Below are 21948 nucleotides of genomic sequence, written 5' to 3'. Positions count from 1 at the left end.
TTTTAGTACTATTAATTATTTAAATAATGAGTGCATTAAGAAATTATCTCAATAAGATAAAGCCTAACTTCCAGAAGGGAGGTAAGCTGCATGCCTTCGAGAGCGTGTTTGACGGTTTTGAGAGCTTCCTGTACGTGCCTAATACGACAGCGAAGAGCGGAGCCAGCATCCACGATTCCATCGACTCGAAGCGCATCATGAGCTTTGTGGTAATCGCCCTGATTCCTGCTTTGCTCTTCGGTATGTATAATGTGGGATACCAGAATTTCAAGGCTGCAGGTACACTGGATGCTGCCAGCTTCATCGAGGTCTTCGGTTTCGGATTCCTGGCTGTCCTCCCTAAGTTGCTGGTAAGCTACATCGTGGGTCTCGGCATCGAGTTTGCCTGGGCTCAGTGGAAGCACGAGGAAATCCAGGAGGGTTACCTCGTCAGTGGTATCATCATCCCATTGATCATTCCTATCTCTACACCGCTGTGGATGCTCGCCCTGGCGTGCGCCTTCGCAGTCATCTTCTGCAAGGAAATCTTCGGTGGTACCGGTATGAACATCTTCAATGTGGCTGTGGGTGCCCGTATGTTCCTCTTCTTCTCATATCCACTGGCTATGAGTGGTGATAAGGTCTGGGTGGCTAAGGATGCTATCTTCGGTCTGGGTAACACCCTGCCTGATGGCTTCACAGCTGCTACTCCTCTCGGTCAGCTGGCTCAGGGCAGCATGCCTTCAGCTAGTCTCTGCGATTCTATCATCGGTTTCATTCCTGGCTGTATCGGTGAGACTTCAGTCATCGCCATCGCCATCGGTGCCATCATCCTTCTCTGGACAGGCATCGCATCATGGAAGACCATGGGCAGCGTATTCGCAGGCGGCATCGTGATGGCGCTTATCTTCCAGGCTCTCGGCATGACACCTATCGCCTGGTATGAGCACATCGTTCTCGGCGGTTTCTGCTTCGGTGCCGTGTTCATGGCTACCGACCCTGTAACCTCTGCCCGTACAGAGAAAGGTAAGTACTTCTACGGATTCTTCATCGGTGCCATCGCCGTTATCGTACGCGTGATGAACCCAGGTTATCCAGAGGGTATGATGCTCGCTATCTTCTTCGGCAACATGTTTGCTCCACTCATCGACTACTGTGTAGTTCAGAGCAACATCTCTCGCCGTGCTAAACGTGCTATTAAATAATGTAGGAGGAATGTAGATATGAAGACAAATTCAAATAGCTATACTATTATCTATTCGGTTATCATCGTGGTAATCGTGGCATTCCTGCTCGCGTTCGTGTCTTCTTCGCTGAAGGCAACACAGGATGCCAACGTGGCTCTTGATACTCAGAAGCAGATTCTGAACTCTCTGAACCTGCGCGACCTTGACAACGCTACTGCGGCTGCCAAATATAAAGAGGTGGTGAAGGACGAGAAGGAGAAGGACGGCATGAAGTATTACGAGTGCGAGATTGATGGTCAGAAGAAGACCGTTTACTCTGTAAAGGGTAGAGGTCTCTGGGGCGGCATTTCAGGCTTCATCGCCGTGGATGCTGACAACAACACCATCTATGGCGTATATTTCAACCACGAAGGCGAGACAGCCGGACTCGGTGCTGAAATCAAGGACAACTTGAAGTGGCAGCAGAAGTTCCAGGGCAAGAAGATTCACAAGGATGGAGTAGAGGGCATCGCTCTGGGCGTTGAGAAAGACGCTCCTGCCAGCGACCCTAACAATGTGGATGCCGTTACCGGTGCTACATTGACATCCAACGGTGTGGATGCCATGCTCAAGGAAGGTCTTGCTAAATTCATTAAATAATTAAGTGAAATTATGGCATTATTTAGTAAACAAAATAAGGAGGCATTCATCAAGCCACTGAACGGCGACAACCCTATCCTCGTCCAGGTGCTTGGTATCTGTAGTGCCCTGGCTGTTACTTCCCAGCTGAAGCCAGCCATTGTGATGGGACTTGCCGTTACTATCATCACGGCATTCTCTAACGTGATTATTTCCATCATCCGCAACACCATTCCTCAGCGCATCCGTATCATCGTCCAGCTGGTGGTAGTTGCTGCCCTGGTTACCATCGTGAGCCAGGTGCTGAAGGCTTTCGCCTACGACGTGAGCGTACAGCTCTCTGTGTACGTAGGTCTGATCATCACCAACTGTATCCTGATGGGTCGTTTGGAGGCGTTCGCCATGATGAACAAGCCTTGGCCTTCATTCCTCGATGGTGTAGGTAATGGTTTGGGTTACGCCCTCATTCTCGTGATTGTGGGTGCTGTTCGTGAGTTCCTGGGCCGCGGCTCTTTGCTCGGTTTCCAGCTGATTCCAGAGGGAGCTTACGACTTTGGATATGTTAACAACGGTATGATGACCATGCCAGCCATGGCATTGATTCTCGTTGGATGTGTAATTTGGGTACATCGTGCCTATATTTATAAGGAGGAGAAGTAAGATGGAGCACGCAATAAGTTTGTTTTTCCGTTCGATTTTCGTCGACAACATGATCTTCGCCTACTTCCTGGGTATGTGTTCATACTTGGCAGTATCCAAGAACGTGAAGACCTCTTTGGGCTTGGGCTTGGCAGTAACCTTCGTGTTGCTCATCACCGTGCCTGTAGATTACCTGTTGCAGACCAAGGTGCTCAGCGCCGATGGAATCCTGGGTGTTGACCTCACTTACCTGAGTTTCATCCTCTTCATCGCCGTCATCGCCGGTATCGTGCAGCTGGTAGAGATGATTGTAGAGAAGTTCTCACCATCGCTCTATGCAGCGCTGGGTATCTTCCTGCCATTGATTGCCGTAAACTGTGCCATCATGGGTGCATCGCTCTTCATGCAGCAGCGCATCCTGATGGAGCCTACCAATACTCAGGCTATCACCTCTGTATGGGATAGCATCGTTTATGCCGTAGGTTCCGGATTGGGTTGGACTCTCGCCATCGTTCTGATGGGAGCCATCCGCGAGAAGATGCAGTATTGCGACGTGCCAAAGCCATTGCAGGGACTCGGCATCACATTTATCACAGTAGGCCTCATGGCAATGGCTATGCTTTGCTTCTCAGGCTTGAAAATCTAAAAAAGGAGGAAAATAGATATGGGTAATACATCATTTATATTGGCTAGTATCGGAGTTTTCCTCGTGGTGATTCTCCTGCTGGTTATCATCCTGCTCGTGGCTAAGAAGTATCTGAGCCCTAGCGGAAATGTAAATATCGAAATCAATGGCGACAAGACCATCAACGTGCCTCAGGGCAGCAGTTTGATGACTACGCTGAATGAGAACGGCATCTTCCTGCCTTCTGCCTGCGGTGGTAAGGCAAGCTGTGGCCAGTGTAAGGTTCAGGTGCTCGAGGGCGGCGGCGAGATTCTCGATTCCGAGAAGCCTCACTTCACCCGCAAGCAGATTAAGGACCACTGGCGTCTGGGATGCCAGTGCAAGGTGAAGGGCGACCTGAAGATCAAGGTGCCTGAGAGTGTGATGGGCGTGAAAGAGTGGGAGTGCGAGGTTATCTCCAACAAGAACGTTTCATCATTTATCAAGGAGTTCAAGGTGGCATTGCCTCCAGGCGAGCACATGGACTTCGTTCCGGGTTCTTACGCTCAGATCAAGATTCCTGCATACGACTGCATCGATTATGACAAGGACTTCGACAAGGATCTCATTGGCGAGGAGTACATCGGAGCATGGAAGAAGTTCAACATTCTTTCCTTGAAGGCTCACAACCCAGAGCCTACCGTTCGTGCTTACTCTATGGCGAACTATCCTGACGAGGGTGACATCATCACCCTGACCGTACGTATCGCCACAACTCCATTCTTGCCACGTCCACAGGTAGGTTTCCAGAACGTACCAACAGGTATCGCTTCTTCTTACATCTTCTCTCTGAAGCCTGGCGACAAGGTAATGATGAGTGGTCCTTACGGCGACTTCCATCCTAACTTCACATCAGGCAAGGAGATGATCTGGATTGGTGGTGGTGCCGGTATGGCTCCATTGCGTGCGCAGATTATGCACATGACCAAGACTTTGCACACCACCGACCGTGAGCTTCACTTCTTCTACGGAGCTCGTGCATTGGGTGAGGCATTCTTCCTTGAGGACTTCTGGGAGCTTGAGAAGGAATTCCCTAACTTCCACTTCCATCTTTCACTCGACCGCAAGGACCCAGTGGCAGATGCTCAGGGCGTGAAGTACTACGAGGGATTTGCTGTTAACTGCATCCGTGATACCTACTTGAAGGATCATGAGGCACCAGAGGATTGCGAGTACTATCTCTGCGGACCTCCAATGCTGATCAAGACCGTAACCGATTATCTGGATTCTCTCGGAGTAGATCCTGAGAGCATCATGTATGATAACTTCGGATAAAACGATAATTCAATTAAAAGAGCAATGCTTGTTCTCAAAAAATGAGAGGCAAGTGTTGCTCTTTTTTTATTTTTCTGAATATATACAATATAATAGAGATAATTACGTTTTTATCTTGAAAGTATAGATTTAATTATGAATAAGATAAAGGTAGGTGTATGTTTTGCCCTTTGCAGTATGGCAGCCCCATCTATGGCACAGTATATGTGGCAAGAGGAGGATGGCACGGAGAAGCTAGATCTTCGGGCAGATATACAATATGGTGTTGAGATGCAAGGGTCGTTTTCGAAAGGTAAAACGCCTCTGTGGCTTAACGCAAACAAACATGGATTAAGTTCTTTAGAGAAGAATAACGGCTATCTCAGAGGTAGTCTGGTTCGTCCGCTTTCTGCAGATTCTGCTCGCCGCTGGGCTGTAGGATATGGAGTAGATGTGGCAGTACCGGTAAACTATACCAGCCATGTAGTGGTGCAGCAGGCTTATGTGGAGGCCCGCTGGCTTTATGGTGTGCTGACTGCAGGTGCCAAGGAATATCCGATGGAGCTGAAAAACCAGGCGCTCTCCAGTGGTAGCCAATGTCTGGGTATCAATGCCCGTCCGATACCTCAGGTTCGTCTGGCGCTTCCTGAATATTGGACGCTTCCGTTTGGTAGAGGCTGGCTGCAACTGAAAGGTCATCTGGCTTATGGTATGACAACGGATGATGGCTGGCAGCATGATTTTACGAAACGGCAGACTAAATATTGTGACCACATGCTCTATCACAGCAAAGCTGGTTTCTTGCGTATCGGAAACGAGAATGCTTTCTGTCCGCTCAGCATAGAAATGGGCTTGGAAATGGTTGCTCAGTTTGGTGGCAATGCATATCGTCCAATAGGTGACAGTATGGTACAGATTCCTACCGAGAAAAATCTGAAAGGCTTCTGGCATGCGCTGTCGGCAACGGGCTCTGATGCAGGTGAAGGGGCTTATGCCAATGTTGCCGGCAACCAGTTGGGCAGCTGGCTGATGCGTATCAATTATGACACTGACAGTTGGAAAGCTGCCATCTATGCCGATCATTATTTCGAAGATCACAGCCAGATGTTTCTCCTCGACTATAATGGATATGGTGAGGGCGCAGACTGGAATAAGAAAGTAAAACGCCGTTTCTTCATGTATTCGCTGAAGGATATCATGCTGGGCTTCGAACTGAATCTGAAGTATTCGCGCTGGCTGAAAAATGTGGTGCTGGAGTATCTCTATACCAAATATCAGAGTGGTCCGTACAATCATGACCGTACATCGGGTATCGCTGACCATATAGCGGGTACTGATGATTATTATAACCACAGCATCTATCCTGGATGGCAGCATTGGGGCCAGGTGATAGGAAATCCACTCTACCGTTCGCCTATTTATAATAACGACGGATATATTGATATCAGAAACAACCGTTTCATAGCTTATCATCTGGGTTTTGATGGTCAGCCTACACAGCGGTTGGGCTATCGTATATTAGGCACCTATCAGAAAGGTTGGGGTACATATAGCAACCCGTTTACAAAAAAGCATCATAATGTAAGTTTTCTGGTAGAGGGTCATTACGATTTCCCGCATCAGTGGCAGTTGAAGGCAGGCTATGCGATGGATTTCGGTAGCGAAAAGATGCTGGGGCATAATGCCGGTATGCAGATAACCATCAGCAAAAGAGGTTTGCTGACGAAAAGAAATAATAATCGATAAGATAGAAAATATGAAAAAGATAATAGGGGTGTTTTCCCTTGCTGTTATGATGCTCACTCTAAGCTCATGTGAGGTAGAAACAAGCCAGAATGGTGATTTGGATGGTTTTTGGCATCTGGAGCAGGTAGATACTTTAGCTACAGGGGGTACTTGTAACTTTGCAGATAAACGCGTGTTCTGGGGCTGCCAGTATAAGTTGATTCAGGTTGCTGATTATGATCGCTTCGAGGGTGGTAGAGGATTTTATCTCCGTTTTGAGCAAACCTCCGACAGTTTGCTGATTACATCTGTTTATCGTAATAAATGGCATGAAGATTATGGAGGCGATGTACTTTTAACAGAAATGAATGATTCTTTGCGTAGCTGTGGCATCAATCATCTGAATGAGCATTTTGCCAAGGAGGTAATGACCGGAGCCAAGATGCAACTGAAGAGTAAAACCCTGAGATTGCGGTTCAGAAAATTCTGAAAAAAAGCCCTCGATGCATGTAGCACCGGGGGCTTTTTTTGTAGTATGCTCGGTTTCTTACTTCTTCCTTTCTGATTCCTTGATGAAACCATGTCGGTAAGCATAGAGAAGCTCCTTCAGGTCTTCTATCTGCTTACGGAGTTCGCAACCTATATCTGTGTCGGCTACCAGCATTCGGCGGTTCGACATTTCTACAATCTGTGTGGTACTCTTGATGTCGGTACCTTGCTTGATGGCATCTTCCATACTCGTAAATGGCTCGTGCTGGACCAGCTGGAATCCGCGGGAGTGATATACTAAGGTGTAGCCGGCAATGCCAGTCTCGTTGTGGTAGGCTTTAGAGAAACCTCCATCGATAACCATCAGCTTGCCGTTTGCCTTGATAGGGTTCTCGCCCTTGGTTGTGCGAACGGGCACGTGCCCATTGATGATATGGCGGTTAGGACCGGTTACCCCAAACTCATCCATAATATGGTCGATAACCTGTTCGTTATCGCGCAATAGGAAGTAGTATCCCTTCTCTTCTTTATGAGTCTCCTTATCGGTAATGAAATAGCGCTCGAAGGTGGCCATCTTACTCTTGTCGAAGAGCGGACTGTCAGGACCGCACCATAGGTAGATGAAATAATCGATGGCATATTCCTTTTCATTCGGATCAGAATCTGATTGGAAAGCTGTGCGTATCTGCATGCCCGTATGATGCATCAGGGCTCTGCCGCTGAATTTCTTGCCAGGATATATTTCTACCTCTTTTAATGAACCATCTTCGTTGAGCGGACAGGAAGCATGGAAAAGCAGGTTGTTGTTGAAGATAGCGTACATGCAACCATGTTGCAGCATAACCTTGATATGCTTGTGCAGCTTCTCGCAGACCATAAACGAATGATGCAGTTTCTGAATCAGAATTTCCTCTTCTTCAGATAGTTTGTCTGGATTGTCCGGATCGATGGTAGGGAAGTGGCATGAGGTCATGTCATACTCTTTTCCGTCAATCTCTACCTTGCCTTTCCTGTAATCGATATGGTCAAAAAGACAACGGTCTTTCATCTTCCATTCCGGATGCTTCTTGAAAAGCTGGCTCTCTAATTTAAACTGGATGACAGCTATAGCCTTGTGCATCTGAGAGGTGAGCCGCTGAGTCTTTTCATCCATTGCTGCTGCACCTCCGCTGAGCTTAGGCAGAAATTCTTTGCAATCATCCTCCTTGTAGGTTTCCATCGCAAAAGTAGCGAGTGGTACGAGGTTGATGCCATAGCCTTCTTCCAATGTCGAGAGGTTGGCGTATCGCAGGGAGAGACGGATCACATTACAGATGCAGGCATTATTGCCGGCAGCTGCTCCCATCCATAGTACATCGTGATTACCCCACTGGATATCCCAACTGTGGTAGCGGCGCATCTTGTCCAAGATGATGTGGGCTCCTGGACCTCTATCGTAGATATCGCCCAGAATATGGAGCTGGTCGATAGCCAGGCGTTGGATGACGTTGGCTATAGCGATGATGAAATCATCGGCTCTTCCTGTGCTGATAATCGTATCAACAATAACATTGACATAGGCTGTCTTGTCATGATCTTCGGTGTGCTCGTGCAAAAGCTCCTGGATAATATACGAGAAATCGCATGGCAGCGATTTGCGCACCTTACTTCGGGTATATTTGCTGGAAACATCACGGCATACAGCCACCAACTGGTGCAGGGTGATGTGATACCAGTCGTTGATGTCGGGTTCGTTCTGCTTGACGAGTTCCAGTTTCTGCTCAGGATAGTAAATAAGAGAGCAGAGTTCTCGCTTCTCCTGTTCGCGAAGGGTATTGCCAAAGAGTTCGTTCACCTTACGCTTGATATTTCCTGATGCATTTTTCAGTACATGCAGGAAGGCCTCATACTCTCCATGGATGTCGGCAAGGAAATGCTCGGTACCCTTTGGCAGGTTGAGGATAGCTTGCAGGTTGATAATCTCAGTGCTCGCCTCTGCTATAGTAGGGAACGACTGAGAGAGCAACTGCAAATATCTCATGTCTTGTTCTATATTATAATGTTTCATGTTTTTTTCCATTTTCTTAGAGCCTTTTTACTATTTATCTTTTGCAAAGATAGTATAAATAATAGATAAAACAAAGGAAAAAAGTATATTTTTGAAAAATCTTTCTGTTTTTTCAGATTTTTGCAGTACTTTTGCAGAAGAAATATAATAATTCTTCAAACTAACTAGATTTGATTATGAAACAAACTATTCTTGTTACAGGTGGTACAGGCTTCATAGGTAGCCATACTACAGTAGAGTTGCAGCAGGCAGGCTACAATGTTGTTATTGTAGATGATCTCTCAAACTCAAAGATTGAAGTACTCGATGGTATCGAAAAGATTACTGGTATCCGCCCTGCTTTTGAACAGGTTGACTTGCGCGACAAGGCTGCTACCGAGGCAGTATTCCAGAAATATCCTGATATTAAGGGTATCATTCACTTTGCTGCAAGCAAGGCAGTAGGCGAGAGCGTACAGAAACCATTGTTGTATTATCGCAACAATATCGTATCGCTCATCAATCTCCTGGAACTTATGCCAAAGTATCAGGTAAAGGGTATCATCTTCTCTTCTTCTTGTACCGTTTATGGTCAGCCGAAGCCTGAGAATTTGCCTGTAACAGAAGAGGCTCCTCATCAGAAGGCTACTTCACCTTATGGCAATACTAAGGAGATTAATGAGCAGATCATAGCTGATTATATCCATAGTGGTGCAGCCATCAAGAGCATTGTATTGAGATATTTCAATCCTATAGGTGCACATCCTTCTGCTGAGATTGGTGAGTTGCCAAATGGTGTGCCAAACAATCTGATTCCATACGTTACTCAGACTGCTATGGGTATCCGCAAGGAACTCACTATCTTTGGTAATGATTATGATACTCCTGATGGAACCTGTATCCGCGACTATATTTATGTTGTAGACTTGGCTAAGGCACATGTTGCTGCTATGGCACGTGTTCTTGATAAGGAGACTGAGCCTATCGAATATTTCAATATCGGTACAGGTAATGGAAACTCAACTCTCGAAATTGTTGAGACTTTTGAAAAAGCTACAGGTGTGAAACTGAATTGGAAGTATGGTCCACGAAGAGAGGGCGATATTGAGAAAATTTGGGGTGATTGCACCAAGGCGAACAAGGTACTCGGCTGGAAGGCTGAGGCTAAGCTTGAAGATGTGTTGGCTTCTGCTTGGAAATGGCAGCAGAAACTTCGCGCTGATGGCATCATGTAAAGTGTTAGTTGTTTTAGAAAATAATATGAATTGGCTTCTTTTTTCCTCTGAAAGGTTAAAAAAGCTAATTTTTGGGAAACTTATCGTCGGGAAGACGGTAAGTTTCTTTTTTTTTATATATCTTTGCAGAAAGAACTATTGGTTTAACGAAACTTGAAAATATATGAAACGGACTTTACTTTCAATATTAACAATTGCAATGTTAGCACTTTCTGTTCCTTCGGATGCTATGGCCAACGAGGGAAACATAGAATGGGCAGACCTTGATGTGGCAGATATCAACTTGAACTATGCTGGGGGCGTGATGCATATCACAGGCGCTAGCGGGCAAGTGGTTAGAATATATAATGTGGCAGGTGTTACTATCAAGACCTTCCGCATAGAAGGTAATGACAAGCGCGTAAACTTGCCATTGGCTGATGGTATCTATATTGTAAAGGTGGGGAATACCTTTACGCGCAAAATTTGCGTAAAGCATTAATAGTACTATAGAGGCCTTAGAATGCCGTTTAACTTTAATCAGAAAGTGAAGCTCTTTCATACTTCGTTACTTATCATTTTTTGCTGTTTGATGTTTTGTTCTTGCCACGACAAAGTACCAAACAGCAATTTTCAGTTATCGTTAGATGAGTTCAAAAACTCTCGTTCTTCGGCTTATGCTATTAATTCAAAGGTTATAAGAAATCTGTTGGATAGTATCATGCGAAATGATAAAGACCGACATGCTGCTGATTTGCATACCCGTCGCTATTATCAGAATGAAGGTAATCTGCTTTGGATTACACGTCATGGGGTAAATAGTCAGGCTGACTCCCTGGTGACTTGCCTGCGTACTGTAGCGGATATGGGATTTGATAAACGTCGGTTCTATGTGGATGCTATTGCCCGAGATATTGACAGGTTACGAGATTTAAATCTAGATTCAGCTGATAATCAGATTAATCAAGTGATAGCCCGACTGGAGTATCGCTTGACCAAAGCTTACTTCAGATATACGATGGGGCAGAATTTTGGATTTATGAATCCTAGTTTTGTTTTCAATCGTTTAGATACTCTTGCTCCCAATCCTTATGATAGTAGCAAGAGACCCGTTAGGTTCAGAGGTCTGTTTGATGTAAAAATGGCTCATGCAGATGATGCGTTCTATCAGAAGGCTATGCAAATGGTTAGATGCGACTCGGTGGCTTCCTTCCTGAAAGAAGTACAGCCTAAGAATCCTTTCTATTATCAACTGCTGGAGAAATTGAAGGCTGGAGGACTGGGCAAGGCGATGAGAATCAAAATTCTCTGCAACATGGAACGTTGCCGCTGGAGACAGTATGATAATCCCTGGCAACACGAAAAATATGTGGTTGTCAATATACCATCGTTCCATCTGATGGCTATTGATCATCAGGATACGCTCTCGATGCGCATAGGATGTGGAGCCAGTAAAACCAAAACCCCGATATTGAACAGTCATATCAAACGTATGGAGTTGAATCCTCAATGGTTTGTTCCCCGTAGTATCGTTCTCCATGATATGATACACCGGGTGGGGAATCATGGCTACTTTCGCGCGCGTAACTACTATGTAAGGGAAGTAGCAACAGGTAAGGAGGTTGACTTAAACAGAGTAACTCGATCTATGCTTATTTCTGGTGCTTATGGCATCGCTCAGCGGGGCGGAAAGGGGAATGCTCTGGGAAGAATCATCTTCCGTTTTGATAATAATTTCTCGGTCTTCCTGCATGATACTAACAGTAAGGGCGTGTTTGGACAAGAGGATAGAGGAGTATCGCATGGATGTATCAGAATAGAAAAACCGTACGATTTCGCTGTCTTCCTATTGGCTGACAAAAACGAGAAACTGAAGGAAAAGATATACTATTCGATGACAGCAGATTCGCTTGCCAATAAAAAACTTGTTGTGAATAACGTAAAGGTTAATCCTCAAGTTCCTCTCTTCATAACCTATTATACACTCTATCCGTTAGCAGGAGGCAGAATAGCTGATTATTCTGATGTGTATGGATTTGATGCGGTAATATTCGATATGTTGAGAAAATATCTATAAACAACACATTTGTAAAAGCAATGATAAACGATAAAGAACTCTTGGCGATGATTAGGGATCCTAAGACCCAACGCGAAGGCTTTGCTGTACTGGTAAGTCAGTATAGCGAGCCGTTGTATTGGAAGGTTCGCCATATTGTTTTAGATCATGATGATGCTGATGATGTGTTGCAGAATGCCTTTGTTAAGGCTTGGACCAATCTGGATTCGTTTCAGGGAAAGTCTTCGCTCTCAACATGGCTTTACCGTATAGCAATTAACGAAGCGCTTGATTTCTTGAGACGCAAGAAGCAGATGGTAAATGTCAGTACCGAAGACGAGCCGGGCTTGGCTTCACGTCTTCTTGCCGATGACTATTTTGATGGTGACCAGATTCAGGCAGAACTGCAAGAGGCTGTAGCCCTACTGCCCGATGTTCAGCGCACAGTTTTCACTCTAAAATATTATGATAATATGAAATATTCAGAGATGAGTAAGGTGCTGTCAACAAGTGAAGGAGCTTTGAAGGCATCCTATCATCTTGCTGTGAAAAAAATAACCGATTTTTTCAATCGTAAGGATTAAACCTTTTCGGTTAGTTTTCGTCTATTTAATAAAGTATAAAAGAAAGGAATGAGGAATATGTTAAAAGAAGACAATATATTGAATAGCCGTTTTGGTAAGAAAAACCATTTCCAGGTGCCGGCTGGTTATTTCGACCAGCTGACGGATAGGGTGATGGAAAATTTGCCGGAGCAGGAACCCCGCATCATTCACATGCAGCCTAACTTATGGCAGCGTATGCCGATTCGAAAGATTGCGGCGGCTGTTGCTGTTTTGGCTGTGATGGGAGGTGGTTCGGTATTGGCGCTGAAATATATGGGAAGCAGTAAGCCTGCTATGGCACATGTGGACCATATGGTTCAGAAAGCTGCTGTGAATAATAATGAAGATGCTACTTTTAATGAGATGGCCGATTATACGATGATGGATAATGAAACTATCTATGCATCGCTGATTGCAGAAAATTAATGGTTGGTATTTCTTTTTGTCTACAGATAAAGATTAAAAAAAGATAAGGTATGAGAAAGATAATGCAACATAGGTTTCTTGCGCTTTTAGCTATGCTGATGATTAGTCTGGTTTCACTTGCTTCACAGCCTCAGGGTAGAAAACATCATAACGGATTTGATCCTAAAAGGTTTCAGGCAGAACTAGAACAGTTTATTACGACTAATGCCTGTCTTACGCCGAGAGAAGCTGCTAAATTCTTCCCGGTATATAGACAGATGGGTAAGAAAATGCGTATGATATTCGATGAAATGCGCCGATTCCGTCATGTGAATCCGAATGATAATGAGGCATGTGCCGAAGCTATCAGAAGACAGGATGAGTTGGATATTCAGCTGAAACAGTTGCAGCAAGAGTATCATTCTAGATTTATGACCATCTTGCCACCAAATAAGGTGTTCAGTGTCATCAAGGCAGAGGAACGGTTCCATCGGCAGGCATTCAGACGGATGAAGAAATAAATCTCTAAAAAAGTAGAGATAAAACTATTTAATATGTATTTATGTGACTTTTGGTCACATTAATAGGGTCGCGAAGATATTTTTAATAATATTTTCGCGATTTTATTTTGTCCTTTCCGTTATTTGTTGTACTTTTGCACTTTGGAAAATAATAATATAATATAATAAGGTATGTACAGAAGTAATACGTGTGGAGAGTTACGTCTCTCTGATGCCGGCAAGGAAGTGACACTTGCCGGTTGGGTACAGCGCTCAAGAAAGATGGGTGGTATGACATTCGTCGATTTGCGCGACCGTTATGGTATCACACAGTTGGTCTTCAATGAGGCTGATAACAAAGACTTGTGTGATGCAGCTAACAAGCTAGGTCGTGAATTCTGCATTCAAATAAAGGGTGTAGTAAGTGAACGACAGAGCAAGAATCCTAAAATGGATACTGGTGACATCGAAATCCTGGTGAAGGAACTCAATGTCCTCTCTCAGAGTCTGACCCCTCCTTTCACTATCGAAGATAATACTGATGGTGGTGATGATATCCGTATGAAGTATCGTTATCTTGATTTGCGTCGTCCTGTAGTGCGCAAAAATCTGGAGTTGCGTCATCGTATGTGCATCTTGATTCGTAACTTCCTCGATGCACAGAACTTCATGGAGGTTGAAACTCCAATTCTTATTGGTAGTACACCAGAGGGAGCCCGCGACTTTGTTGTTCCTTCCCGTATGAATCCAGGTCAGTTCTACGCTCTTCCACAGAGTCCTCAGACTTTAAAGCAGCTCTTGATGGTTGCTGGCTTCGACCGCTATTTCCAGATTGCCAAGTGCTTCCGTGATGAGGATCTTCGTGCTGACCGTCAGCCAGAGTTTACACAGATTGACTGTGAAATGAGTTTTGTTGATCAGGATGATGTCATCAACCTTTTCGAGGAAATGGCTCGCCATTTGTTTAAGGAGATTCGTGGTGTAGAACTTCCTAAATTGGAGCAGATGACCTGGCACGATGCTATGCGCCGTTTCGGTAGTGATAAGCCAGACTTGCGCTTCGGTATGGAATTTGTTGAGTTGAAAGATGCTTTCACAGGTAAGGGTAATTTCTCTGTATTCGATGAGGCTAAGTATATTGGCGGTATCTGTGTTCCAGGTTGTGCTGATTATAGCCGTAAGCAGTTGAACGAATTGACTGATTTTGTTAAGCGTCCTCAGGTCGGTGCCAAAGGATTGGTATATATCAAGTATAATGCTGATGGTACCGTAAAGAGTAGCATAGATAAGTTCTATTCTCCAGAGGAACTTGCTGAAATCAAGACCGTAATGGGAGCCAAGGATGGTGACCTTGTTTTGATTTTGAGCGGTGATAATGCTAACAAGACACGCATTCAGCTTTGCTCTTTGCGTTTGGAAATGGGTGACCGTCTTGGTCTTCGTGATAAGAATGTATTCAAGTGTCTTTGGATTATCGACTTCCCTCTCTTTGAGTGGAGCGATGAGGAGCAGCGCCTGATGGCTACGCACCATCCATTCACTATGCCAAATCCGGATGATATCCCATTGCTCGATGAACATCCTGAGCAGGTTCGTGCCAAGGCTTACGACTTTGTTTGCAATGGTATCGAAGTAGGTGGAGGTTCTCTCCGTATCCATGATACTCAGTTGCAGGAGAAGATGTTCGAGGTTCTCGGCTTTACTCCAGAGCGTGCTGAGGCCCAGTTCGGATTCTTGATGAACGCTTTCAAGTATGGCGCACCACCTCACGCAGGTCTTGCTTTCGGTTTGGACCGTTTGGTCAGTATTTTGGCTGGTCTCGACAGTATTCGTGATTGTATTGCTTTCCCAAAGAACAACTCAGGTCGAGATGTTATGCTCGATGCTCCTTCTGAACTTGACCCTAAGCAGTTGGATGAATTGGAAATCAAACTTGATTTGAAGGCTGAATAAAAATAGAGAAACGAAGGTATTCACTCCATAAAAGAGTATGCGTAAAATGCCTTGAGAAAAATTCAATGATTTATAATAAGTAATTGATTTTTAGTAAATAAAGTGCTGCGCTTCTTGACGTAAATCAAGAAATGCAGCACTTTTGTTTATAAGTAGTAGTTTTTTCTATTTTTCTAACACTATTTCGAAATAAAAGTTATAAATTTGCAGCAGATATTAAGGTTGAGCTGACGAAATGAGGCTCAATAGAATCATAAAATTCTTAAAACATGGTAGAAAAGAAAGCGACAACTAAGACTGCTGCAAAGAAGCCAGCAGCAAAGAAGGCTCCAGTAGCAAAGAAGGCTCCTGCAGCAAAGAAGGACGTTCTTTACTTGAACGCAGAGAACGCAGGTTTTAGAGCTGGTGATGTATATCAGGCATTGGCAGCTTCAGAAAAGGCTCTCACAGTAGCAGAAATTGCTAAGGCTGCTAAGATCAGTACAGAGGATGTAATCCTTGGTATCGGTTGGCTCTTCAAAGAGGGTAAGATTAAGGATGAGGACAACAAGGTTGCTCTCGCTTAAATAAGGTTTATTTTTCAAAGAGCCGCGGTTGCTTGTAAGTGAGTAACCGCGGTTTTTTCTTTTTCTGTCTTCTCTCTTGAAAGAGGACGAATGTTATGATTATTATATGAAACTTGATCAGGAGATATTCAATGTTCTTTTGGCTGCGGGTGCAAAAGGGTTGAAAGTAGAAAAAATAGCTCGTCATGTATATAATTCCTGTAATTCGATTTTTACACCTCTGAATTACAAGGATGTTCATAGCTATGTTACACAATATCTCACCAGATGCGCTAAAGACCCACAATCGCTTATAGAAAAAGGTAAGGGGTATGGTGTATATCATGTTAATTTTGATTCAAAGGCCGTACAGCAACTGATGCTTAATTTTTCTTCTTCTGTATTAGAAAATAGTAATGAAGGGGAGGACAAGGCTGACGATAGTGCTCCTCAAAGTCTTTTTGATGAGAATATGTTCTAAATTATTTTTTTTATGAGGGGAATGTTGTAGTATGTTCGTATAATATATATAGACTTTATAATAACTGATAAAAGTTAAACAATAAACATATAAACGAATAAACTATGGCTAGTAGATATTTATTAGGTTTTGACGTAGGCTCAAGTTCTGTAAAGGCTTCGCTTACTGATGTTGACAATGGAGAAATCGTAGCTTCTGCATTCTATCCGGATCATGAAGCACCCATTATGGCTGTAAAGACTGGTTGGGCAGAGCAGGATCCTCAGATGTGGTGGGATAATGCTAAGTTGGCGCTTAAGAAAATCATGGCAGAATCTGGTGCCAAGGGTGAAGATATCCTTGCAATTGGTATCTCGTACCAGATGCATGGCTTGGTTTGTGTTGATAAGAATCAGCAAGTTTTGCGTCCTAGTATCATCTGGTGCGACTCTCGTGCCGTACCTTATGGCGAGAAGGCTTTTCATGATTTAGGTGAGGACTTCTGCTTGCGTAATCTGCTCAATTCTCCTGGAAACTTTACTGCATCTAAACTTGCTTGGGTAAAGGATAATGAACCGGAACTGTTTGATAAGATTGATAAGATTATGCTTCCTGGTGATTATCTGGCAATGAAACTTTCAGGTGAAGTTAAGACTACTATCAGTGGTCTTTCTGAAGGTATGATGTGGGACTTCAACCAGAAAAAGCCTGCTAAATTCCTGCTTGATTACTTTGGCTTCGATGAAAGCATTCTGGCTGATATTGTTCCTACTTTCTCTGTACAGAGTGTAGTAAGTAAAGCGGCAGCTGAAGAACTTGGTCTGAAAGAAGGTACACCAATATCTTATCGTGCGGGTGACCAGCCAAATAATGCTGTGAGTCTGAATGTGTTCAATCCGGGTGAAATTGCAAGTACTGCAGGTACATCAGGAGTTGTATATGGTGTATTGGGTGATGTTAACTATGATCCAAAGAGCCGTGTCAATACTTTTGCTCATGCTAATTATACTACAGACCTTGACCGTCTTGGTGTATTGTTGTGTATCAATGGAACTGGTATCTTGAATGCGTGGGTTCATCGAAATATCACTCCAGATGTAAGCTATGCGGATATGAATGATCTTGCTGCTTCTGTGCCAATAGGTAGTGATGGTGTTAAGATTATCCCATTTGGTAATGGAGCTGAGCGTGTATTAGAGAATAAGGAAGTTGGTTGTTCTATTCGTGGCATCAGCTTTAATAAGCATAATCGTGCTCATATTGTTCGTGCAGCACAAGAGGGTATCGTCTTCAGTTTCTGCTATGGAATGGAAATCATGCAGCAGATGGGTATGGATATTAAGAATATTCATGCAGGTAAGGCTAATATGTTCCTCAGTCCGTTGTTCCGAGATACCTTGGCGGGTGTGAGTGGTGCTACTATCGAACTTTATGAGACAGATGGTAGTGCAGGTGCTGCTAAGGGTGCTGGTATTGGTGCCGGTATCTATAAGGATCATAATGAGGCTTTTGCTTCATTGAAGAAACTTGCAGTCATAGATCCTGATGAGGCTAACCGTTCTGCTTATCTCGAGGCTTATTCTGCATGGAAAGAAGAGCTGAAAAAACTTTAAACGTTTGTAATTTACTTTAGACAAACTTTTTTTATAATATCAGATAAAGGGTGGGAGAAGTCTCACCCTTTATTTTTCTTTTTCCCGATTCTTTTGACTTTTGGGGGAGCTTCCGTCTTATTTAAGGATTGAATTTAAATATCTGTAGTTGATGTTTCTGAGTATCTATCCACCTATGTTTTGCCATGATGAACCGCTTTAGAAGATAGATAAGTGATTATACAATGAAAAAATCCCCCAGCCCGCTTGAGAAAGCAGGATGGGGGATTGGTATTTTGAATCAAAACAGTTTAATTCTTGAAACTGTGGATTGGAGCCGGAATACGACCGGCACGGTTTACGAATGCCTCGCAACTGAATGGGTTTACAGGCATGATTGGAGCATGACCGAGCAAACCGCCAAAATCTACATTGTCGCCTACTTTCATGCCCACAACTGGGATGATACGTACGGCAGTAGTCTTTTGGTTAACCATACCGATGGCAGCCTCGTCGGCAATGACACCGGAAATGGTGGTGGCTGGAGTATCGCCAGGGATGGCAATCATATCCAAACCTACTGAGCAGACACAAGTCATCGCCTCAAGCTTCTCGATGGTCAGCGCACCAGCCTCTACAGCGTTGATCATACCCTGGTCTTCGCTGACAGGGATGAAGGCACCGCTCAAACCACCTACATAAGAAGAAGCCATGATACCGCCCTTCTTAACCTGGTCGTTCAGGAGTGCAAGAGCTGCTGTGGTACCAGGAGCACCGGCATGCTCAAGACCGATGAGCTCGAGAATATCGGCTACACTATCACCGATAGCTGGGGTAGGAGCCAATGAAAGGTCGATGATGCCGAAAGGTACGTTCAGACGTCGTGAAGCCTCCTTGGCTACCAACTGACCTACACGGGTAATCTTGAAGGCGGTGCGCTTGATGGTTTCGCAAAGAACCTCGAAGCTTTCGCCCTTTACCTTCTCCAATGCATACTTTACAACGCCAGGACCGCTGACACCGACACTCACTACCGCATCTGCCTCAGAAACACCATGGAAGGCACCAGCCATGAACGGATTGTCGTCTGGCGCATTGCAGAGAACAACGAGCTTGGCGCAACCCAGAGAACCTCTGTCCTTGGTTGCCTCGGCTGTATCCTTTACGATTTCGCCCATCAGGCGGACTGCATCCATGTTGATACCGGTCTTGGTAGAACCCACATTGACAGAACTGCAGACAAAATCGGTCTGTGCCATCGCCTGAGGGATAGAACGGATAAGGAGCTCATCGCTCTTGCTCATACCCTTGCTTACGATGGCAGAATAGCCGCCCAGGAAGTTGACACCGAGCTCCTTGGCACACTGGTCGAGGGTCTTGGCAATCTTCACGTAATCGTCGGTAGTCTTGCAGGCAGAACCGCCTACCAGCGAGATAGGAGTGATGGAGATACGCTTGTTGACGATAGGCACACCAAACTCCTTGGAGATTTCTTCGCCGGTCTTCACCAGGTTCTTTGCCAGACGTGTAATCTTATTATGAATGTTCTGACAGAGCTCATCGAGATTGGTAGATGCGCAATCCAAAAGGTTGATACCCATGGTGATGGTACGCACATCGAAATTCTCCTGCTCTATCATCTTATTGGTTTCGATAACCTCAGATATATTGATCATATTGTTTGCTTTTTAAATTCTGTGCATCATATTGAAAATTTCCTCGCGCTGGCATTTGATCTGCACGCCCATAGCCTTACCAACATTGGTGAGTTCATCGGCTACTTCCTCGAAAGTTTTCTGCATCTTGCCCATGTCTACGATCATCATCATGTTGAAATACTCCTGTACGATGGTCTGAGAGATATCCAAGATGTTGATACTGTTCTCTGCCAAATAGGTACATACCTTGGCGATGATACCAACGGTATCCTTGCCCACTACTGTAATAATCGTTCTGTTCATGTATTTATTCCTTATTTTAAATTGGTAAGTTTTCGGCTGCAAATTTACAACTATTTTGTTAGACTACCAAATAAAAAGTCAGAAAACTTGTAAAATCACTAACGTTTTGCAAGTTTTCTGACTCATTTTTACCTTTCTTGTTTCCTTATCTTACTTGATACCTCTTTCGTTGAGTGCCTTAGAATATTTGGCTGCATTCTGCAGGTGCTCATCGTAAGTGCGGGCAAAATTATGAGTGCCGCTGAAATCCTCCTTGGCACACATGTAAAGGTAATCGTGATGCACATGGTTGAGGACGGCATCGATACCTGCTACGCTCGGAATACGGATAGGCCCCGGTGGCAAACCTGGGTTCTTGTAGGTATTATACGGGCTCTTGATAGACAGGAGGTTGTTGTAGATGCGCTTGAGGTCGAATCGCTGCCAGGCATATTTAATGGTAGGATCGGCCTGCAATGGCATTCCCTCTGGATATTCGGCATTGCGAAGCATCAGACGGTTGTAATACATGCCGGCTATCATCGGTTTCTCGCCGTTGTTGGCTGTTTCTTCGTCCACGATGCTGGCAAGGGTGATGATCTCAACCGGTGTCAGCTTCATAGCCTTTGCCTTTTCGGTACGCTCAAAGTTCCAGAACTTGTCGCTTTCTTTCTTCATGCGCTCCAGAAATTTATCTACCGAGATGTTCCAGTAGAGATCGTAGGTGTTAGGTACGAACATGCAGGCGATGGTGGCAGTATCGTAACCGTATTTCTGACAGACGCTCTCGTCGCGCAGGGCATGGTAGAGGTCGTTGCTGCCAAACATCATCTTCTTGCCAATCTCATCAGAGAGTTTGTCGAGCGTGCGGACCGAAGGGATGGTAAGGCTAACCGGTTCCTGCAAACCGTTCTTCATGTGGCGCCATGTCTTGAGGGCACCATCGCCCGGAGCAATGGCGTATCTGCCGGTGCGGATATGATCGGCATAGCCGGAATGGAGAGTCAGGGTCTTGAATGCCTGGAACGGAATGCTCTTGGCAAATGGGCGGAGCTTGTTGTATACAGAGTCGATGTTATCATCGCTGTCGATGTAAACATACTCGGTGTTGCTGCTCTTCGAGAAGGAAGAGAAACAGTAGATGTAGCCCACGATGGCGATGACTGCGATGCAGCCTATAGCACCATACAGATAGAGCTTAGAAAATGATTTTTTCTTTTTCATATTCTTCTTGTTTGTTATTTTTCGGGTGCAAAAGTACAGTAAAAATAGGAAATAGCAAAGTATAGGAATTTAAAATAGGTTAATTGTCATCTTTCTTTATCCGTTGTGTCTGCTTTTTTGTTACCTTTGCACTTGACATTGAGAATCAACATGTGTATCGGTGCTTTCGGGCACATTATTATAAAAGGATTATGAAAATGAAGTTTTCGATAGCGTATGCTGCCAAGTGGGGTCATGCCCTGCATGTAGAATTAACTTTTGCCGCCGCTGACGGCTATCAAGATACGATGGACTTGCCGATGACCACCCGGGACGGGTATCACTGGGAGGTGGAAATGGCGTCAAGGCAGAACCGCCATCACCCTTTCGTAGCTGTGGCTTACTGCTACTGCGTGAAAGATGCCGAGGGAAAGGTGCTGCGTAGGGAATCGCTCGCTTCTGCCCGCCAATATGTTTTTGATGAGAGTAAGAATTTCTATTTTCAGGACTATTGGCTGGAGGAGGATAATCCTTACGTGGGAAAAAATGCCTTCGTATTGCAGCAGGTAAAGTTTACTGATGTCAAGCCAGCGCGTCTGCCTCTCTTCGACCGTACTATCATCTTCAAGATTCATGCCCCGAAACTCTATGAGGGCGAGGCTGTAGCTCTGTTGGGAAATCATCCTACGCTGGGCAAATGGAATCCGGCTCATTTCCTGAAGATGCAGAACAATCATGGCAAGGACTGGGAAATATCTGTGAATGTGCAGGCTATCGATGAGCCGATAGAATATAAATATGTGGTGATTGATGCACAGAACCAGAAACTGAAGAGATGGGAATTTGGGGATAACAGAATCTTTGGCATTTCGGGTAATGAACAGGCTGGTGGAC

The 21948-nt window shown here is 44.7% G+C and carries 21 protein-coding genes and 1 pseudogene; 18 read left to right on the top strand and 4 right to left on the bottom strand.

Features of this window, described 5'->3' with window-relative positions; all coding sequences use genetic code 11:
• The first annotated feature begins 26 nt into the window (after positions 1-26).
• From F7D47_RS09435 to F7D47_RS09405, 7 genes are all read left to right on the top strand, one after another.
• Positions 27-1184, top strand: coding sequence for an NADH:ubiquinone reductase (Na(+)-transporting) subunit B (locus F7D47_RS09435; RefSeq protein ID WP_117727986.1), 1158 nt, complete (start codon positions 27-29; stop codon positions 1182-1184).
• Between the two features lie 18 nt (positions 1185-1202).
• Positions 1203-1805: an FMN-binding protein gene (locus tag F7D47_RS09430; protein WP_022121849.1), complete on the top strand. Its 603-nt coding sequence runs from the start codon at positions 1203-1205 to the stop codon at positions 1803-1805.
• A 12-nt stretch (positions 1806-1817) separates the two neighbouring features.
• Positions 1818-2444, top strand: a complete 627-nt coding sequence (locus F7D47_RS09425) for an NADH:ubiquinone reductase (Na(+)-transporting) subunit D (RefSeq protein WP_117586729.1) — start codon at positions 1818-1820, stop codon at positions 2442-2444.
• Position 2445: 1 nt separating this feature from the next.
• Positions 2446-3069, top strand: a complete 624-nt coding sequence (gene nqrE / locus F7D47_RS09420) for an NADH:ubiquinone reductase (Na(+)-transporting) subunit E (RefSeq protein ID WP_006848996.1) — start codon at positions 2446-2448, stop codon at positions 3067-3069.
• 18 nt (positions 3070-3087) lie between these two features.
• The gene (gene nqrF / locus F7D47_RS09415) at positions 3088-4362 is read left to right on the top strand and encodes an NADH:ubiquinone reductase (Na(+)-transporting) subunit F (RefSeq protein WP_022121847.1); all 1275 of its coding nucleotides are present in this window, start codon (positions 3088-3090) and stop codon (positions 4360-4362) included.
• Between the two features lie 135 nt (positions 4363-4497).
• Entirely contained in the window at positions 4498-6087 is a 1590-nt protein-coding gene (locus tag F7D47_RS09410; protein ID WP_153086752.1) for a capsule assembly Wzi family protein, read from the top strand.
• Between the two features lie 10 nt (positions 6088-6097).
• On the top strand, positions 6098-6556 hold the full coding sequence (locus tag F7D47_RS09405) for a lipocalin-like domain-containing protein (protein ID WP_153086751.1): 459 nt from the start codon (positions 6098-6100) through the stop codon (positions 6554-6556).
• Positions 6557-6613: 57 nt separating this feature from the next.
• Here F7D47_RS09405 and F7D47_RS09400 read toward each other — a convergent pair whose 3' ends face one another.
• Complete coding sequence (locus F7D47_RS09400; RefSeq protein WP_118080050.1) at positions 6614-8602, bottom strand: fructose-1,6-bisphosphatase; 1989 nt, start codon at positions 8600-8602, stop codon at positions 6614-6616.
• Positions 8603-8778: 176 nt separating this feature from the next.
• On the opposite strand from F7D47_RS09400, the gene galE reads away from it, so the two are divergent.
• The 10 genes from galE (at position 8779) to F7D47_RS09350 (ending at position 17932) form a co-directional block, all read left to right on the top strand.
• Positions 8779-9816 (top strand): UDP-glucose 4-epimerase GalE, encoded by a 1038-nt coding sequence (gene galE, locus F7D47_RS09395; protein WP_006849003.1) that lies wholly within the window; start codon positions 8779-8781, stop codon positions 9814-9816.
• 199 nt (positions 9817-10015) lie between these two features.
• Positions 10016-10297, top strand: coding sequence for a T9SS type A sorting domain-containing protein (locus tag F7D47_RS09390; protein ID WP_022121842.1), 282 nt, complete (start codon positions 10016-10018; stop codon positions 10295-10297).
• A 219-nt stretch (positions 10298-10516) separates the two neighbouring features.
• Positions 10517-11872 carry a L,D-transpeptidase family protein gene (locus F7D47_RS09385; protein ID WP_153086750.1) on the top strand — a complete coding sequence of 452 codons (1356 nt, stop codon included), beginning with the start codon at positions 10517-10519 and terminating at the stop codon, positions 11870-11872.
• Positions 11873-11892: 20 nt separating this feature from the next.
• Complete coding sequence (locus F7D47_RS09380) at positions 11893-12435, top strand: RNA polymerase sigma factor (protein WP_118253362.1); 543 nt, start codon at positions 11893-11895, stop codon at positions 12433-12435.
• A 57-nt stretch (positions 12436-12492) separates the two neighbouring features.
• Positions 12493-12882, top strand: a complete 390-nt coding sequence (locus tag F7D47_RS09375) for a hypothetical protein (RefSeq protein ID WP_153086749.1) — start codon at positions 12493-12495, stop codon at positions 12880-12882.
• A gap of 50 nt (positions 12883-12932) precedes the next feature.
• The gene (locus F7D47_RS09370; RefSeq protein ID WP_022121838.1) at positions 12933-13382 is read left to right on the top strand and encodes a hypothetical protein; all 450 of its coding nucleotides are present in this window, start codon (positions 12933-12935) and stop codon (positions 13380-13382) included.
• Positions 13383-13553: 171 nt separating this feature from the next.
• On the top strand, positions 13554-15314 hold the full coding sequence (gene aspS, locus F7D47_RS09365; protein ID WP_153086748.1) for an aspartate--tRNA ligase: 1761 nt from the start codon (positions 13554-13556) through the stop codon (positions 15312-15314).
• 269 nt (positions 15315-15583) lie between these two features.
• A complete protein-coding gene (locus F7D47_RS09360; protein WP_022121836.1) occupies positions 15584-15880 on the top strand; it encodes a winged helix-turn-helix domain-containing protein in 297 nt (98 codons plus the stop codon).
• Positions 15881-15986: 106 nt separating this feature from the next.
• Complete coding sequence (locus tag F7D47_RS09355) at positions 15987-16340, top strand: hypothetical protein (protein ID WP_118152594.1); 354 nt, start codon at positions 15987-15989, stop codon at positions 16338-16340.
• A 104-nt stretch (positions 16341-16444) separates the two neighbouring features.
• On the top strand, positions 16445-17932 hold the full coding sequence (locus F7D47_RS09350; RefSeq protein ID WP_117693624.1) for a xylulokinase: 1488 nt from the start codon (positions 16445-16447) through the stop codon (positions 17930-17932).
• Between the two features lie 290 nt (positions 17933-18222).
• On the opposite strand, the gene F7D47_RS09345 is transcribed toward F7D47_RS09350, so the two are convergent.
• From F7D47_RS09345 to mltG, 3 genes are all read right to left on the bottom strand, one after another.
• A complete protein-coding gene (locus F7D47_RS09345) occupies positions 18223-19587 on the bottom strand; it encodes a PFL family protein (protein ID WP_022121833.1) in 1365 nt (454 codons plus the stop codon).
• A gap of 12 nt (positions 19588-19599) precedes the next feature.
• Positions 19600-19872, bottom strand: coding sequence for an ACT domain-containing protein (locus F7D47_RS09340; protein WP_006849014.1), 273 nt, complete (start codon positions 19870-19872; stop codon positions 19600-19602).
• A 150-nt stretch (positions 19873-20022) separates the two neighbouring features.
• Positions 20023-21075, bottom strand: a complete 1053-nt coding sequence (gene mltG, locus F7D47_RS09335) for an endolytic transglycosylase MltG (protein WP_022121832.1) — start codon at positions 21073-21075, stop codon at positions 20023-20025.
• Between the two features lie 191 nt (positions 21076-21266).
• Here mltG and F7D47_RS14950 point away from each other — a divergent pair.
• Positions 21267-21920, top strand: a pseudogene (locus F7D47_RS14950) (carbohydrate-binding module family 20 domain-containing protein); the annotation flags it as partial.
• Between the last annotated feature and the right edge of the window lie 28 nt (positions 21921-21948).

It is taken from the genome of Segatella copri, assembly GCF_009494835.1.
Classification (GTDB): Bacteria; Bacteroidota; Bacteroidia; order Bacteroidales; family Bacteroidaceae; genus Prevotella; species Prevotella copri_F.
This window is presented reverse-complemented; position numbering and strand designations above follow the sequence as displayed.

Bases quoted from the DNA above. Each gene is read 5' to 3' on its own strand.
- F7D47_RS09435 (WP_117727986.1), top strand. From the start codon at position 27: ATGAGTGCATTAAGAAATTATCTCAATAAGATAAAGCCTAACTTCCAG.
- F7D47_RS09430 (WP_022121849.1), top strand. From the start codon at position 1,203: ATGAAGACAAATTCAAATAGCTATACTATTATCTATTCGGTTATCATC.
- F7D47_RS09425 (WP_117586729.1), top strand. From the start codon at position 1,818: ATGGCATTATTTAGTAAACAAAATAAGGAGGCATTCATCAAGCCACTG.
- nqrE (WP_006848996.1), top strand. From the start codon at position 2,446: ATGGAGCACGCAATAAGTTTGTTTTTCCGTTCGATTTTCGTCGACAAC.
- nqrF (WP_022121847.1), top strand. From the start codon at position 3,088: ATGGGTAATACATCATTTATATTGGCTAGTATCGGAGTTTTCCTCGTG.
- F7D47_RS09410 (WP_153086752.1), top strand. From the start codon at position 4,498: ATGAATAAGATAAAGGTAGGTGTATGTTTTGCCCTTTGCAGTATGGCA.
- F7D47_RS09405 (WP_153086751.1), top strand. From the start codon at position 6,098: ATGAAAAAGATAATAGGGGTGTTTTCCCTTGCTGTTATGATGCTCACT.
- F7D47_RS09400 (WP_118080050.1), bottom strand. From the start codon at position 8,602: ATGAAACATTATAATATAGAACAAGACATGAGATATTTGCAGTTGCTC.
- galE (WP_006849003.1), top strand. From the start codon at position 8,779: ATGAAACAAACTATTCTTGTTACAGGTGGTACAGGCTTCATAGGTAGC.
- F7D47_RS09390 (WP_022121842.1), top strand. From the start codon at position 10,016: ATGTTAGCACTTTCTGTTCCTTCGGATGCTATGGCCAACGAGGGAAAC.
- F7D47_RS09385 (WP_153086750.1), top strand. From the start codon at position 10,517: ATGCGAAATGATAAAGACCGACATGCTGCTGATTTGCATACCCGTCGC.
- F7D47_RS09380 (WP_118253362.1), top strand. From the start codon at position 11,893: ATGATAAACGATAAAGAACTCTTGGCGATGATTAGGGATCCTAAGACC.
- F7D47_RS09375 (WP_153086749.1), top strand. From the start codon at position 12,493: ATGTTAAAAGAAGACAATATATTGAATAGCCGTTTTGGTAAGAAAAAC.
- F7D47_RS09370 (WP_022121838.1), top strand. From the start codon at position 12,933: ATGAGAAAGATAATGCAACATAGGTTTCTTGCGCTTTTAGCTATGCTG.
- aspS (WP_153086748.1), top strand. From the start codon at position 13,554: ATGTACAGAAGTAATACGTGTGGAGAGTTACGTCTCTCTGATGCCGGC.
- F7D47_RS09360 (WP_022121836.1), top strand. From the start codon at position 15,584: ATGGTAGAAAAGAAAGCGACAACTAAGACTGCTGCAAAGAAGCCAGCA.
- F7D47_RS09355 (WP_118152594.1), top strand. From the start codon at position 15,987: ATGAAACTTGATCAGGAGATATTCAATGTTCTTTTGGCTGCGGGTGCA.
- F7D47_RS09350 (WP_117693624.1), top strand. From the start codon at position 16,445: ATGGCTAGTAGATATTTATTAGGTTTTGACGTAGGCTCAAGTTCTGTA.
- F7D47_RS09345 (WP_022121833.1), bottom strand. From the start codon at position 19,587: ATGATCAATATATCTGAGGTTATCGAAACCAATAAGATGATAGAGCAG.
- F7D47_RS09340 (WP_006849014.1), bottom strand. From the start codon at position 19,872: ATGAACAGAACGATTATTACAGTAGTGGGCAAGGATACCGTTGGTATC.
- mltG (WP_022121832.1), bottom strand. From the start codon at position 21,075: ATGAAAAAGAAAAAATCATTTTCTAAGCTCTATCTGTATGGTGCTATA.